The organism is Streptomyces sp. NPDC008125 (assembly GCF_042957125.1).
Lineage (GTDB): Bacteria > Actinomycetota > Actinomycetes > Streptomycetales > Streptomycetaceae > Streptomyces.
Map to the genome: position 1 here is coordinate 472,256 of NZ_JBIBHR010000005.1, position 14,298 is coordinate 486,553.

At 70.8% G+C, this 14,298-nt stretch carries 12 protein-coding genes and 1 pseudogene; 9 read left to right on the top strand and 4 right to left on the bottom strand.

The features are described 5' to 3' along the window. Positions 1–67: 67 nt before the first annotated feature. Together tpg and tap are read right to left on the bottom strand one after the other, a co-directional pair. Positions 68–625 (bottom strand): telomere-protecting terminal protein Tpg, encoded by a 558-nt coding sequence (tpg, locus tag ACFZAX_RS11895; protein WP_390960984.1) that lies wholly within the window; start codon positions 623–625, stop codon positions 68–70. 3 nt (positions 626–628) lie between these two features. Next, the gene (gene tap / locus ACFZAX_RS11900; protein ID WP_390960986.1) at positions 629–2,746 is read right to left on the bottom strand and encodes a telomere-associated protein Tap; all 2,118 of its coding nucleotides are present in this window, start codon (positions 2,744–2,746) and stop codon (positions 629–631) included. Positions 2,747–3,332: 586 nt separating this feature from the next. Between tap and ACFZAX_RS11905 the strand changes: the two genes are divergently transcribed. The 3 genes from ACFZAX_RS11905 to ACFZAX_RS11915 all read left to right on the top strand — a co-directional run bounded on the left by ACFZAX_RS11905 (position 3,333) and on the right by ACFZAX_RS11915 (position 5,501). Further along, positions 3,333–3,509, top strand: a complete 177-nt coding sequence (locus ACFZAX_RS11905) for a hypothetical protein (RefSeq protein WP_390960988.1) — start codon at positions 3,333–3,335, stop codon at positions 3,507–3,509. A 147-nt stretch (positions 3,510–3,656) separates the two neighbouring features. After that, positions 3,657–4,865 (top strand): AAA family ATPase, encoded by a 1,209-nt coding sequence (locus ACFZAX_RS11910; protein WP_390960989.1) that lies wholly within the window; start codon positions 3,657–3,659, stop codon positions 4,863–4,865. Between the two features lie 87 nt (positions 4,866–4,952). Further along, positions 4,953–5,501, top strand: a complete 549-nt coding sequence (locus tag ACFZAX_RS11915) for a hypothetical protein (RefSeq protein WP_390960990.1) — start codon at positions 4,953–4,955, stop codon at positions 5,499–5,501. On the opposite strand, the gene ACFZAX_RS11920 is transcribed toward ACFZAX_RS11915, so the two are convergent. Together ACFZAX_RS11920 and ACFZAX_RS11925 are read right to left on the bottom strand one after the other, a co-directional pair. Next, on the bottom strand, positions 5,458–6,249 hold the full coding sequence (locus ACFZAX_RS11920; RefSeq protein WP_390960991.1) for an IS5 family transposase: 792 nt from the start codon (positions 6,247–6,249) through the stop codon (positions 5,458–5,460). The two genes, ACFZAX_RS11915 and ACFZAX_RS11920, sit on opposite strands and share 44 nt — an antisense overlap. 463 nt (positions 6,250–6,712) lie before the next feature. Beyond that, positions 6,713–6,847, bottom strand: a complete 135-nt coding sequence (locus ACFZAX_RS11925; protein WP_390960992.1) for a hypothetical protein — start codon at positions 6,845–6,847, stop codon at positions 6,713–6,715. A gap of 566 nt (positions 6,848–7,413) precedes the next feature. Between ACFZAX_RS11925 and ACFZAX_RS11930 the strand changes: the two genes are divergently transcribed. The 6 genes and pseudogenes from ACFZAX_RS11930 to ACFZAX_RS11955 form a co-directional block, all read left to right on the top strand. Then, positions 7,414–8,187 (top strand): hypothetical protein, encoded by a 774-nt coding sequence (locus tag ACFZAX_RS11930; RefSeq protein WP_390960994.1) that lies wholly within the window; start codon positions 7,414–7,416, stop codon positions 8,185–8,187. A gap of 528 nt (positions 8,188–8,715) precedes the next feature. After that, positions 8,716–9,234 carry a hypothetical protein gene (locus ACFZAX_RS11935; protein ID WP_390960995.1) on the top strand — a complete coding sequence of 173 codons (519 nt, stop codon included), beginning with the start codon at positions 8,716–8,718 and terminating at the stop codon, positions 9,232–9,234. 1,891 nt (positions 9,235–11,125) lie between these two features. Beyond that, positions 11,126–12,001, top strand: coding sequence for a MobF family relaxase (gene mobF / locus ACFZAX_RS11940; protein WP_390960996.1), 876 nt, complete (start codon positions 11,126–11,128; stop codon positions 11,999–12,001). A gap of 3 nt (positions 12,002–12,004) precedes the next feature. Continuing rightward, complete coding sequence (locus ACFZAX_RS11945; protein WP_390960997.1) at positions 12,005–12,784, top strand: hypothetical protein; 780 nt, start codon at positions 12,005–12,007, stop codon at positions 12,782–12,784. Between the two features lie 144 nt (positions 12,785–12,928). Next, positions 12,929–13,268 (top strand): annotated as a pseudogene (locus tag ACFZAX_RS11950) (hypothetical protein). Positions 13,269–14,110: 842 nt separating this feature from the next. Then, the coding region (locus ACFZAX_RS11955; RefSeq protein ID WP_390960999.1) for a hypothetical protein at positions 14,111–14,298 on the top strand (188 nt) is incomplete at its 3' end.

A 14,298-nucleotide genomic window follows, 5' to 3' on the forward strand; every position in this document is an offset into this window, starting at 1 on the left:
TCGGCTCAACAGTGTGATCCGGCTACCCGACCACAACAGGCAGTGCCGGCCCGCGGCCGGTGTCCGGTCAGTAGTCGAGGTCGAGGTAGTCGATGTCGTTGAGGGTGACGTCGGAGAGACCTGCCGCTCGGTCTCCGCCGTCTTGGAAGTAGATCTCTTTGAAGCCTTCGGCGATGATGCTGCGCATCTCCTGCTCGCTGACTCCGGATTCACGGGCGTCGAAGAGGCGTTGTGCGTACGTCGGGGGGAGGTGCACGGTGAGGCGGCGGAACCTTCCGTCGTCGGTGGTGCCGACCGGCGCGGTGTAGCCGAACCGTGCCCGGGTCTCCACGGTGATCCCGCCGGATGTGGCGGCTTGCTTCTGCCGGCGTTTGCGGACCTGGGGCTGCCAGCGCTGCCGTACGGCGTCGTTGATCTTCGCGGCGACGTCGGCGCGGGCGTGCTTGCGGGCGCCGCGCCGGTAGCGGTTGACGGAGTCGGCGGTGACACCGAGCTCCGCCGCGACGGCCTTGGCGCTGGCCATCTGCTTGAGCAGGTAGCCGATCTGGCCCTTGAGGGTCTTGGGCGGTTGGCGGGTGAAGCTTTCCCGGTCGGCCCGCTCGATGGCGTCCTCGATCTCCCCCACGGTCTACTCTCCTTCGTCCAGGACGGCGTCGCCGCCCTTGATGTGGCGGGCTGGATTGAGTCCCTTCTCCATGAGGTCGACGGCCCACAGCATCGACTGGATGCCCTCCAGCTTCGCCAGGCCCGGGGTGGGGCCGAGGCGGAAGGCGCCGGGCTGCGGCTTGCCCGAGGCGGCGTAGGGGAGGAAGTCGAGCGGGCTCTCACCCGGGCTCGGGTAGACGACGCAGTCGGAGAGCACGGCGAGCGGGTACAGGCCGGTCATCTTGACCATGTTGTTGAGCTTGCGGTGCATGTTGACCCGGGCCTTGCTGATGACGGCGGCTCGGATGTCGGGGCGCCACGTCGGCCGGGCCAGGGCCGGCCACGTCTCGCCCTCCTTGTAGGACTTGCCCTGCGGGCGCTCGCGGAGCTTGCCGACGCCGCCCTTCACCGTGGCCTTGATCGCGGACAGGACGGCGGCCAGCGCCGGGTCGTTCTGCTTGTGCTGCTCCATCGCCGCCAGGAACTCCACGTCGGTGAGGTCCTTGGTGACGCCGAGATCGGCGAGGGTGTCGACGTAGGCGTTCTTCAGCCGGTCGTGCCACGGGTCCAGGTACGCCCCGGTCTCCCTGCGCAGGTACGCCTCGATCGGGTGCACGTCGTGCCCGAGCTCCTGGGCGTAGGCGAGGGTGTGCGTCTGATACCAAGCCGGACCGGTCGGCCGGGAGCCGTCCGGGGTGAACGGCGAGGGCAGGCGCGGGTCCAGCTCGATGCGGGAGAGGTCGGCCAGCCAGCTCCCGGGGATCTTCGGGTTGAACTTCGGGGCGTGGAAGTGGTCGGGCGCGGAGAGGCCGACGACCAGGCGGGCCGCAGCGGCGAGGAACGCGGTGTTCAGGTCGAGGCCGACCGCGAAGGGCAGCGTGCACTCCTCATCGGACAGCGCGTCCACGTCCCGCACCCACTGGTACGCCTCCTCGTTGAGGAAGCCGCCGGTCCAGCCGCTGCTGACGACGACGGGGTGCTCGGGGGTGGCCTCCGGCGGCGCCGGGTCCATCGGGTCCGTCCCGAGCGAGCCCGCGTTGTGGCCGGACACCCAGTTCCCGGTCTCCTCGTCCCGCACGGCCTTCGTCGGCGGCCGCAGCGCCGTCATCAGCTCCAGCCCGGACACGGCCGTCGAGCCGCGCGGCGTGATGACCCGCATCGCGTACACCCCCAGCACGCGGGCGATATCGGCCGGCTCCATCTCGCTGACACCGGGCCAGGACCGCTCATCGAGCGCGTCCCACGACAGGACTGCCAGCTGCACGCACTGCCGCTCGCGGCCCTGCGCCTTGCGATAGATCCGGGCCCACGGGCCGAAGCCCCGCTGGGTGAGCTGCCACTTCGCCTTCGCGACCTGCTTGACGACGGGGTGGTCCTCCGGGAGGCGCAGGGAGCGGCGCTGTTCGTGGCCCTCCAGGCGCTCGGGCAGTCCGAGCTTCACGGCGGCGGCCGCGGTGAGCACGATCAGCGGGTCGGAGTCCTTGCCGTACCGGTTCAGCTTCGCGGCACCGAGGCCGGACTCGCGCAGCGTCCACTCCACCAGCTCCGGGATCGTGGTCGCCGGGCAGTCCAGCACGATCCCGCCCGCGCCGTACGCGGAGCCGTCGCCGTCCAGCACGGCGAGCGGGCCGTGGGGGAAGCGCGGGTCGACGGCGGGCGCGGCAGCCTTCTTGGCCGCCGGACGCCGCGACGTTGCCGAACGTGCGGGGCGTTCGGGCGCCGCCAGGGCGGCCGGGGCCTGAACCGGCGCGGCAACCTCCGCCTGCTCCGGGGCGGCCGAGCCGGTGAACGTCTCGGGCACCTCCGGCTGCGGCGCGACGACCGGTGCGGGCGCGGCCGACGAGGAAGTGCGCGCGGGGTACTTCGCTGCCCACCCCTTCAGGAGCCGCTGGTAAGCCTCCAGGCGCGGCGACTTCGGTTCCGAGCGGCCGTTCTCGTAGTTCTTCACCGTCTGCGTCGACGTCTTCAGCGCGACCGCGAGGCGGGCCTGGGTGATGCCGGCGGCCTCACGCAGCCGGGCACGCTCCGCCGGAGGCGGGAGCTGCGGCTCCTCCTCCAACAGCGCGTCCACGCTCGCGAACAGCTCTTCCTCAGACGCCATTCCATGCACCTTCACGTCAGGACTCGATACTGCTTATCCAAAAACTTAGCCTACCCTTTAACCCTCTCGCGCCCATTCCAGCCCGAGCGCGGAGATGTCCAGGATCAGTTGTCCTGATCAGTAGGTGGAGGGTTGGTCTGCGTTGATCAGCTTGGTGCCCGGTGGCCGTAGGGCTCCAAGGTCTCGGTTGCTGCGAGTTGGAGACGGAGGGAGTCGACTCAGACTGTGCGGTGAGCTGGCGCTTTGTCAGGTTTAGGTGAGCATTAGTCAGCTATGGTCAGGTTCTCCGAGCGATGATCAGGTTCGTTGATTGTGGCTGTGTGCTGGCTGTGGTGTGGGTGGGGTGGTTGCGCCAGTACAGCTCGGTGCCCATACCTCGTTCGGGCCGGCTCTAGGTGGGAGCGGCCTGCGATAGCGCGCCCGGCGCCGGGGCGAAGTAGCAACTGGTCGAAAGCGACCGGCCATTGCATGTGACGCTCTAATATGACGTTCTGCGCCGAGGCCTCACGCACCACCGCGGCGTCGGTGCTACCCGCACGTCACGCCCCGTCCCATAGAGAGCGGGGAGATACGGAGCCTTTCGACTGTGCAGCTCACCCGCTTTTCCGCCTGTGGTTTCCGCTCGCTGGCCCACGTCGAGGACATCCCGGTCAGCAGTCCCACGATCCTGACAGGGCGCAACGACGGTGGTAAGAGTGCGGTCCTGACCGCTTTGGCCTTCCTGCTCGGCAAGCATCCGCTGACCGACGAAGACCGCACCTAGGAGCAGGGCGGCGCGACGAAAGGCCGTCGCTGCGCCGAGACGTGGGTAGAAGGCGAGTTCCTCCTCGACTCCGGAGAGCAGGCCGAGCACAGCCTGCCCGAGACGGTACGCATCCGCCGGATCTCCCGGCGGGACCAGTCGGCCTCCTTGGAGTACCTCGGATACCAGCCGGCTGACAGCCGCCTGCATTGGCCGGGGCTTGGGCAGTTACTCAAGAACCCGCTCGGTGATCTGGTCGACGAGTACGGGCTCAGCCCGGCAGGCACGAGCAAGGGTGACTTCCTGACGGCGCTGCAGGCTTACGCGGCCACCGGGCCACAGACGGAGGACTGGCTTTCGGTGCCGAAGAGTCTGGAGGCTCGCCTTCCGCGGCTGCTGCCCTTCGGAGGCAAGAACGAGCTTCCCGACGATGCCGTACGAACCGCACTGAGCGGCTGCTACGAGGCGCATCTGGGCGACGAGGAGCTGCAGGGCAAGGTTCGAGAGATCGAAGCTGAGATCACTGAGCGGCTCGAGAAGGAAGCCGACTCACTTTGTCAGCACATTCGGCGGCACTGCAGCGAGTACGTGGGAGTTGAGGTCAAGCCCGAAGTCTCGTTCAGAGGCGGATTCAAGCGTGCGCCGCTGGAAGTCTCGAAGGCTGACGGCGAACCGGTTGACCTTTCGCGCTCAGGATTGGGCAGCAATCGACGTATCGCGCTCGCGGTGTGGGAGTGGACCAGCAACCTGCTTGAGACCGCCGAACTGGCCAGCGACGGTGAACCGGCAGAGCAGGAGCCGACACAGACCATCGTCGTCTACGACGAGCCCGACACCCACCTCGACTACCGCCACCAACGCACGGTGATGGAGATCATCCGCAAGCAGTGCTCTCTGCCGCACGTTGCCGTCATGGTTGCCACACACTCGATGAATCTCATCGACGGCGTCGATATCGCCGACGTTGTTCATCTGCGGCTCAGCCCCACCGGCCGCACGCAGGTCGAGCGACTCAAGGACGACACTCACGACGGCATTGACCTCCATCTCGGTCAGGTGGCGGCCGCAGTGGGACTGCGGAACTCGGTGCTGCTGCACAAGCGGTGCTTCCTGGCAGTGGAGGGCATCACTGAGCAGCAGTGCGTGCCGTTGCTGTTCCGGATTGCTCAGGGGCTGTCCCTGCAAGCGGCAGGCATCGCCCTGTGGGCGTGTGGCAACAATGAAGGAGCCCTTCACCTGGCTGGCTACCTGGCCAAGCACGGCCGCACGGTCCGCCTCATGATCGATGCCGACAGTCGGAGTAACAAGCAGTTCAAAGAAGACAAACTGATCAAATTTGGCCTCGACCCTATGGCGCTGTTGTCTTTCCGAGTCTGACGGCTGTGTTTTCGCTGGTCAGGGGTAGGGGCGGCGTTGATGTGGGAGTGATGGGGTGTCGTTTCGTCGCTCTCGTGGAGGTCGCGGATGCCGTCGGTTGTCGGACTGCTGGAACAGCACGAGCTTGCCGCTCGTCGTCGTGTGGACGGGCTGCGCGAGGAAGCCGACCGGATCCAGGCCGAGCTCGCGATGGCCGAGCAGGAGTGGTCGGAGTGGACGATCGCCCGCGAGCGTGTCGGTGCGGTGCTGTCCGCGCCGGGCAATGACTCAGCCGGCGTGGTCGCCACCGACATGCCAGAGGGTGTTGTGACGGAAGCCGAGGTGCAGGCGTCACCGCCTCTGGTGGTGAAGGCGAAGTCACAGGTTCCGATGTGGCGCGAAGGGCTGGCCGGGACGGCACTGTCGGTGGACTACCAGCGCATCCTGGCCGCGCTCGAGGATCGGATCCGTCTCGGTCAAGGGCCATTGACATGTCAGGAGTTGGCCGCCGCGTTCGGCATGGATGTGGTGCCGGCCAAGGTGGAGGGGCTGCGGTCGAAGGCGAAACGCCTGGTGTCGCGGGGCTGGCTGGCCGAGCCGGCACCGGGCCGGTTCACCCTCGCGCGGAGCGTGAGCGGGCCAGGCGGCGGGTCATGACCATGGTCATCGACCAGTAGATCATCGCCTCGGCGCTGCTGGTGGATCGTTCGAAGTCGCGCACCAGGCGGCGGCTTCGCATCAGGTGCGCGAAGAGACGCTCGACGATCCACCGCTTGGGCAGCACCACGAATCCGCGCATGTCGTCGCTCCGCTTGACGATTGCCAGGACCAGCGCGAGCGCGGCCAAGCAGTACTCGACGAGGCTGCCGGTGTATCCGCCGTCGGCCCAGACGAGTTCCAGCCGGTGGTGAGCGTCGATCACCCGCTCAAGCAGCACCTTCGCAGCAGCGCGGTCACCAATATCCGCCGCGGTGACCATCACGCCCAGCAGCAGGCCGAGGGTGTCGACCACCACGTGCCGCTTGCGGCCGTTGATCAGCTTGCCGCCGTCGAAGCCGCGGCTGTCCGCGCCGACGACCGCGTCCGCCTTGACGGACTGCGAGTCGATCACGCCGGCCGTCGGCTCCGCATCCCGCCCCGCCTCCTCGCGGACCCGGCCGCGCAGCCGGTCGTGGAACTCCCTGACCAGCACGTGGTCGCGCCAACGGCGGAAGAACGCATAGACACGGTCCCACGGCGGGAAGTCGGCCGGCATCGCCCGCCACTTGATCCCGTTGTCCACGAGATAGCGGATCGCGTCCAATATCGCCCGGTGGCAGTACGCCTCCGGCTGCCCGCCCCGGCCTCGCATCCAGCCCGGCACCGGCAGCAGCGGCCGGACCACAGACCACTTTGCCTCCGTCATGTCCGAGGGATACCGCCGAACACGCTCCGGATGGTCGGCCGCATTCCCGAACCGGTGAGCGACACAATCACACGACAGAGCAGCCGAGTTGAACTCCACCGGCGCGAGCACGTACAACTGCGGCAACAGGGTCTCCTGGATCTCGGTTGGCTTCGCAACCCCGAGCTACCAAGAGGCCCTGCCTTCATGCCCACAGCCAGCCGCGATCACCCGAACGAGACTCCCGTTCGACGCCCACCCCTCAAGATCGGAACGACAACAGCTACTAAGCCAACTGACCGCTGGCCGCCGCCACCGCACTGCTCCTGCTCACCGCCGGCATCGCGGCCACGACCCTCCTCACACCGCGCCGCCACGCCTCGCGTCCTGCCGCTGCCTGACGAGCCTCGCACTCCGTGCCCTTCCAGAGACCTGAGATCGAGATGTATGAGCTGCTGACGGCCTGTCCTTTGCCTCGCGGGTGTCAGGTGTTGGCTGCCGCGTAGCGCAGGATCCCGTCACGGGGCAGCAGGTATCCCATGCCGCGTTCCGTGGGCAGCTCGTCCGCCAGTGCTGAGGCGTCGGCGAGCCCGGAGACCATCCAGCCGACAAGCCCCAAGGCGAAGGGCCCCGTGTGAAGGTTTTCATCGCGATGCCGGCGAGCCAGTCGTCGATGACCGCGGACCCGAACTGCGGCTGGTCGTTCCCGTACACGATGCCTGCCTTGTCCACTGCTCCGGTGGGAACGTAGAAGTCCAGCCAGTCACTGCTGTCGTCACCGCCGCGAACGGCCGTGCATCCGCATACCGCCAGTCGTCCGTTGGGCAGGCGGACCTGGCCGAGCAGGTGACCGTACTCAGCCAGCGAGTCCACCGTGCACGGCACTTCGTCCTGCTCGTCGGGCTCCCAGTCGCGCCGGCCGAAGTACCCCCGCACGCCGGCCGCCGACCACAGAGCGCTCAGGAGATTCTGCAGCCCGGCGTCATCGGTGGAGCCGACCTCGATGCCCAGCTCATAGCCATCGCCCCAGTTGGACGGGTCACGGAAAGACGCAGGATTCGACGTGTCACGATCATGCAGCGCGAGCCGCCCCCGGTGACACGCCATTCGGTCTGCGACAGCCCGCGTGACAGTGCCTGAGTCCGCCGACGGCAGTGTCGGGGGCAGGTGCGATCATCCCGGGGCATGAGCAGAGACGACAGTGACGAGGCGTACGTGGTCGGCCTGTGCAACCAGGTCCTCGTGGAGACGGCGCTCACCCAGCACCGATTCGACTGGCTCCTCGGCGACCCCGGGTCGGGTGGTGGGCGGGCCAGGCTCCCGGTGGACGCGTTCTGGCCCGGACATCATCTGGTGGTCGAGTACCGGGAGATCCAGCACGACCAGCCGGTCGCGCACTTCGACAAGCCCGACCGGCTCACCGTCAGCGGTGTGCACCGCGGCAAGCAACGGGCCCTGTACGACGCCCGCCGCGAGAGCCAGATCCCGGCGCACGGACTGAGACTCGTCGTGATCAGGCCCGCGGACCTCGACGCCGACCGCCGGGGACGCCTGCACCGAAACCCCGACCGTGATCTGGAGAAGGTGCGCAAGCTCCTCGCCCGTACCAGCGACGAAGACCGCGTCGCCGACGCCTTCCACCGCTGGCTGCTCTCCGAAGGCTGGACACCGGTCACGCCCACCGACCGCTGGACGGACATCGAAGCGGTACGCGGCGAGGCACGCCTGATCTGCGAAGCCAAGGGCCGCACAGGCGATGTCGGCGTCGACGCCGACATCGCCTACGGCCAGCTCCTGCGCCGGATGACCGACCCGGCCACGGCCGTCCGGTACGCCCTGGTCGTGCCGACGTCCTCCGTGAAGGCGGCCGGGCGGGTCTCGTCCCATGTCCGCCGCACGCTGCGGATAGACCTGTACGAGGTGACGGACGAGGGCCAGGTTCTCCTGCACCTGGCATGAGCAGCGACTTCGTGGACTCGGGTGTATCTCGCGGGTGAGTCAGGCTGCTGCGCTGCCCCACGTTTTCCCCTACAGGTCTCCCTACGGTTGTCCCTACCCGGGCGGTCTCCGGGGGAAGGGGCGGGCCGGAATCGGCTCGGCCACCCGCGGGGCGGGTGGCCGGGGGAGAGCGGGGCGGCCGTTCCCCGCGCCCGGCCGGGTGCGGGGAACGCGGTCGGTGCCGTCAGGCGCGTCGGCCTTGTGCGCGCACCGTACGGACCAGCCAGACACCGAGCGCGAGCACCGCGGCGGCGGCCAGGCGGCGGACCCAGGTCGGGTCGGCGCCGAGTGGGACGATGTCACGGGCGCGGTCGTACGCGCTGAGCGGTACGCCGAGTACGACGTTGCCGGGCCGCCGCCGTGCCGCCGTCTCCGACGACCGCGCCCGCCCCCGCCGTGCCCGATATTCCCCGCCCCGCCGCTCCTCCGGCCGCCGGCGCCCCCGCGACGGGGGCGCCGGCGGGTTCGTGGGCTCCGGCCAGTGCGGACGTGAAAGCTCTGTGGGGTCCGCTGACCGAGGGCCTGACCCTTCCGGAGGTCCTGCGCCTCGACGACCGGGAAACAGCGCTGGGGCCAGCTCGGCGTCCGCCTCTCGGAGAACGCCCGACTGGTCTCGCTGCTGAAGGAGAAGCGCTCGGTTCGGACCGGGAGGCCGGTTTTCTCGTCGGCGCCTGGGCCTGGCCCCTGCTCGCCTGCCGTATGGCCCGTATCGCCCGCACCGCGGAAGGGGAGCCCGGTCTGGGCCCGGACGGCGAACATGTCCTGCGCGCCTGCCTGCGCACCCTGGCCGACCACCCGGCCTGGAAGGAGGGACCCGTCTCCGGGCTCACCGGCCGCCTGGTCGCCGCGACCCTCTCCGCTCTGACCACTCCGCCCGGTACACCCGCGACCGGCCCTCGTGTCTCCCCGGCCGCCGCCCGCTTGTGCTCCACCACCACGACCGCGCCGCCGGCGGGCCGCGCCCCTGCCGTCCCGGTGGACGCCGTCGTCCCCGCCCACCGCCAATAACGAGCCCGGCCCGTCCCCGCCCGCCGGACCGGACGTGGCCGGTAGGCAGTAGGCGGGCCCGGCCGGTTCTTGTGCTGCTGGTTCCCGGGCGGCCGTCGGGCACCGGGTTCTGCGCGGCGCGCGCCGCTGCGTCCCGGCCGTCGACGGCACACCCCCGGCCCGGCTTCCGCAGGAGGTGCTGGTCGGTCCGCGTCTTCGCCGCCGCCGGGCCCGGCAACGGCTGCCACGGCGTCGTGCAAACGGCCGGCTCCGCCGCTGCGTGACCGGGCGCTTGCTCGCCGCCCGCCGGGGCGCCGCGCCGCTTCCGTCGCCGTGCCGGTGGCCGCGGTGCCGTCCCCGGCCGGGCGGTGCCCTCCCCGGCCGGGCGATGCCGCCACCCTGTTCGCCCGCCGCCCGCCACCCTGTTCGCCCGCCGCCTGCCGCCTGCCGCCTGCCGCCTGCCGCCCGCCGCCTGCCGCCCGCCTGCCGCCCGCCTGCCGCCTGCCGCCCGCCGCCCGCCGCCTGCCGCCCGCCGGGCGCCGGGCGCCGGGCGGGGCCCGTGACGCACTACGCGCCCGCGTGCCGTTGTGCCTGACGCCGGCCGGGGGCGCGGTGTCCGGAGGCCAGGGGAATCTCGCCCGGCCGGCGGCCGCTGACGGGCTGGGTCCAGCCGTGCCGACGGACACAGCCGAGCGGCCGTTCCCCCGCCGCGGCGGGGGCCGCCGTTACGGCTATGCGTGCGCGTCTTGCGGCTCCAGTCGAAGACCGGGGGCCGGTGTTCCGTACGAGCTCCGCCGTACGCGCCGTTACGGATCGGCGTGCGGGTCGTTGGCCCCGTGTTCGACATCGTTCGGATCCTGGCCGACTGCGTGCGGCGGGCCCGGCGTCGACCAGCCCGTCGCCGCAGCTGTGCCGCCGCTCGGCCGGCCCCCGCCGTGACCGCTCCCGCCCCAGCTCCGCGGCCGCGCCCCAGCCGCTCCGGTGGAGTCGCCGTCCCCGCTCACCGCCAGCAGGCCCCCAGCCTGCCCCGCCCGCAGGACCGGACCCGGCCGGTAGGCAGGGGGGCGGCCTTCGCACTGCTGGTTTCGGTCGGCCGGCGTCGGGCACCGGGGGTCCGCCCGCGCCGTCCTTACCGCCGGGCCCCGGCCGCCGACGGCGCACCCCGGGGCCCGGCCGACCTCGAGCCGCCCCCCGGCCCGGCTTCCGCAGAAGATGCCGGCCGGTCCCCGTCTTCGCCGTCGCCGGGGGTCCCTTGTCGGGCCGCCGGGCCCGGCAACCTCCGCCTCGGTGGCGTGCAAACGGCCGGCTCCGCCGGTACGCAGCCGGGCCGCTCGCCGTCCGCCGGGTCGCTGTGCCGTTTCCGCCGCCGCGCCGGTCGCCGCGGTGCCGTCCCCGGCCGGGCGGCGCCGTCCGCCACCGTCCGCCGCCCGCCACCGTCCGCCGCCCGCCGCCGTCTGCCGGGGGTGCCCTACACGCCCGGGCACAGTTGCGCCGGACGCCAACGGGCCCGGCGTCCGGCAGCCAGGGGAATCCCGGTCCAGGTCAGTGGTGAAGCGGGGCGTGGTCTCGTAGGTAGGCATGTCGGTCCTCCAGGCAGCAAGAAGCCCCCGGCGATGTTGGGGGCGGCGGGGCGGGCCCTACTTGGGTTGAAGGGGATCGGTGACGTGGTGCTGGGACGGGGCGTCTTCGGCCGGCCGGTGGGGGAGCGGGGGCGTAGGTGTACGCGTTGTGGCGTTAGTGGTGTCTTCGGGGCGGGTGAGGCGTGTGTGACCGGGTGCCGCGCAGGAATTGCATGGCATCGGGGCGTCCGCAGGGCGGGCGCGGCGTTGTCGCCGGCGCCCGCTCTGCGGGATCGGCCGTGAGGTTCCGGTGAACCCTCCCGCCCTGCGGGATCGCTCTTTTGTGCAGGTCAGTGCCGGTGTTCGCTGCCGGGATTGTCAGTGCGTCGAAGGTGCAGAGGCGTAACGCGTGGCGGTACTACGTGCGCGGGGTCGCGTTCGGGGACGGGCGCCGTCCTGTCGGTCAGGCGTTGAAGGACGCCCAGGAGATGGCCGGGCTCGCGCCCGGAGTGTGGAGGGGCCGCGGCCTGGTAGCGCTCGGTCTCACCGACGGGCGGTTGGTGACGGAGCGGCAGATTGAGTTGGTGTTCGGGGAGAGCCGGCATCCGGATGCCGACCGGTTGGAGCGTGTGCTCCTGGACGACGGCGTCGACCCGGCCACGGCGCGGCGGGCGACGGTCCTGGGTCAGCCGATCGAGGAGATCGAGCACCGCAAACAGACCCCGCTGATCGCCCTGGACTTCGTGTTCCGGCCGCAGGCATCACTGGTCGTGCTGTGGGCGCTGGGAGACGAACGGATGCGCCGGGTCATCGAGCAAGCGCACGAGCGGGCCGTCGCTGCGGCCCTTTGCTGGCTGGAGGATGAGGTCGCACAAACCCGGTGGGCATCCGGCCGTCAGCGCGCGAAGGCCCCGGCCCTGGTCGTCGCGGCGTTCAGGCACTACAACAACAGGAACGGCTTTCCGCTCCTGCATGAGCACTGCCTGATCCTGAACCGGGTGCAGCGCCCGGACGGTTCCTGGTACGCGCTGGACACGGTCCGGCTCTACAAGAACATCGTGGCGGCCGACTCGCTGTACGCCTTGGAGATGACGACCGAGGTGTGCGAGGAGCTCGGGCTGGCGACCGTGCCGAGGGAGGTGACGCCGGGCCTGCGCCCGGTGATGGAGATAGCCGGCATCGACCGGCGGCTCATCGGCTGGCAGTCCACGCGCCGTCAGCAGATCTAGGACGTGCTGTCCGTCCTCACCGCCGAGTACGTGGAGGAGCACGGGCATGAGCCGGGGGAGCGGGCCGGATACGCGCTGGCCTGCCAGGCCGCCGACCGGACACGCCCGCCCAAGCGCACGGACCTGAAGTCGCTGTCCGAGCTGCGCGAGAGCTGGCGGGAGTCGGCGATCGCCGCGTTCGGCGCCGACGTCATCGACCGGCTGGCACAGCGGGCGCGGGCCGCAGCTACGGCGGTGTGGGCCCGGGTGCGGCCGGTGGTCGACACCGTGCTGGCGGCCGTCGACACCGTCGCCGTGGTGTACGTGATGCGCGGCGCGTTCAAACGCCACCACCTGCTCGCCGAAGCACGCCGCCACCTCTCCTACGTGATGCGCGGCCGACCCCACCAGCCGGGCCTGGACGAACAGATCGTGCAGCTGGCCGTCGACGACTACACCCGCCCCGTCGGCCGGGGCCGGATGATGACCGCCGACCTGCATGCCCTCTACCCGCACGACGCCGACGACCAGTCCGTGCTGCGCCCGCTGACCCGCAGCCGCACGGCACCTCCGTACGAGCGGGCCGGTCTCGCCGCCGGCGCGCTGGCCGCCCGGGTCCGTGCCGCGCGGCGGGCGGAGCGCCTGGGTTCGCGCCCCCATCCGTACGACGTCGCGGTGCCCGCCGCATCGAGGTCACCCGCGGCCGTTCCGCGCCGGCCGGAAGGACGGCCGCATCCTTTCGCCGGAGACCGGCGTCGACGCGGTCGAGCAGACCCTCCAGACGCTCGAAGCCGCCGCCGCTGAGGTGGCCGCCACGATCCAGGACAGCAAGCGGGCGCGCGAAGCCGCTCACGGCCGGCGTCCACAGGCCGCCCCGGCGGTCCCGCCGCCGAACACTCAGCAGCCCGGCACCCAGCACACCCAGAGCCGCACCACAGGAGGAGTCACGTGAGCATCCCGGAAGAGGAACAGCCCAACGCCGAAGAGGCCCTCGCCCGCGCGCGCGGCCCGCGCGCAGATGGCTGCCGCGCTCGACGGCGGCCAGGAGCCCGAGCCCGATGAGCCCGCAGGGTGGCAGCCGGTCTGGAAACGGCCCCGGACGCCGAAGCCGAAGGCGCCCAAGAAGCAGGAGCTGCGCAAACAACGAAGGCGGCTCCAGGATGCTGGGTTTGCCGCCGGGCAGTCGCGCCGGCCCCGCTCCCGGTAGAGCCGGATCGGCAACGCGGCCGCGCGCCGTGACGCCCGCGCACTGTCCCGGGTCCGGCACTCCAACGCCTGGCTGTGGTGACGAGGCCGGGACCCGACCGCACACCCATCCTGGTGCTCCTGGCCGCCGGACAGCTCTCCCTACAGCTGCCCGGAGGGTGGTCACAGCCGCTCGATGAGGTCGCAGGAGCAGGTACCCCCCTACAGCGTCTTGTCGGATTCATCGTGGTACTCCAGCACCGGAGGCTTCGTCGGGGCCGTCGGCGGCGGGGCCTGACCGTCCCGCACGAGCTCGACCTCACCGGCCGGGCAACCGCCCTGATCAACTCGGCATCACCCCGGCCGCGAACACCCCCGCCTCGTCACCCTCCCCCCAGAACGTCTTCGGCCCCGGACAGGACACTGCCCTCCTCGTCAGCACCCGCCCCCTGGCCGCTCCTCGCGCTGCGCATGCAGACCCGCGCCCAGGGCCCGGACGGCGAACACGGTCTGCGTGCCTGCCTCGCCGGGCTCCCCTCCACGAGCGGCTGGCGCACCGAGCCCCGTCCCAGCTCAGCGAGCGCAGGGTCACCGCGACCCTCCGGGCCTTTCCAGCTCGGCGACGTGCGTTTCCGCATGCCCGAGAACGAGGATCAGCGGACATGCGCGACGGGGAATTGGGACATTGCGCCCGAGAGGTATCTGATCGGATGGGCATTTTCGGGCCGCATATGCGGGTGTGTTTCGTACCAGTAAGCGGCTTGAGTGGTCCTTCTCGGCGGGCCGGGTGGGGATGCTGAGGCTGAAGGGGGCGGGCTGATTCCGGACCGTGTGCGTAAGGATTTCGGGGGAAGCGGCGCGCTGCTTGTGTGGGACCTGTGTGAGGTTGTGGGGGCTCGGTGACCGCTGGGGTTGCCGGGATCGTCTTCCTGTGGGGGGAAGTTGATGTCGATCCGTGCCTTTGGTGTGCACTCGTGGCGTGCCCGTAAGACCGTCAGACGCACCGTGACCGCGGCGACGGTGGTGTTGGCGCTGGGAGGTGCGGCGTTGCCAGCCCTGGCCGACGAGCAGCCCGCGCCGGTCTCGGTGTGGGGAAACAAGGAACAGAAGCTGGAGAAGCCCGAGGTACAGGT

What these genes read in the sequence shown, in the direction of transcription:
- tap (WP_390960986.1), bottom strand. Translation starts at nt 2,746, where the DNA reads ATGGCGTCTGAGGAAGAGCTGTTCGCGAGCGTGGACGCGCTGTTGGAG.
- ACFZAX_RS11915 (WP_390960990.1), top strand. Translation starts at nt 4,953, where the DNA reads ATGCCGTCGGTTGTCGGACTGCTGGAACAGCACGAGCTTGCCGCTCGT.
- ACFZAX_RS11920 (WP_390960991.1), bottom strand. Translation starts at nt 6,249, where the DNA reads ATGACGGAGGCAAAGTGGTCTGTGGTCCGGCCGCTGCTGCCGGTGCCG.
- ACFZAX_RS11930 (WP_390960994.1), top strand. Translation starts at nt 7,414, where the DNA reads ATGAGCAGAGACGACAGTGACGAGGCGTACGTGGTCGGCCTGTGCAAC.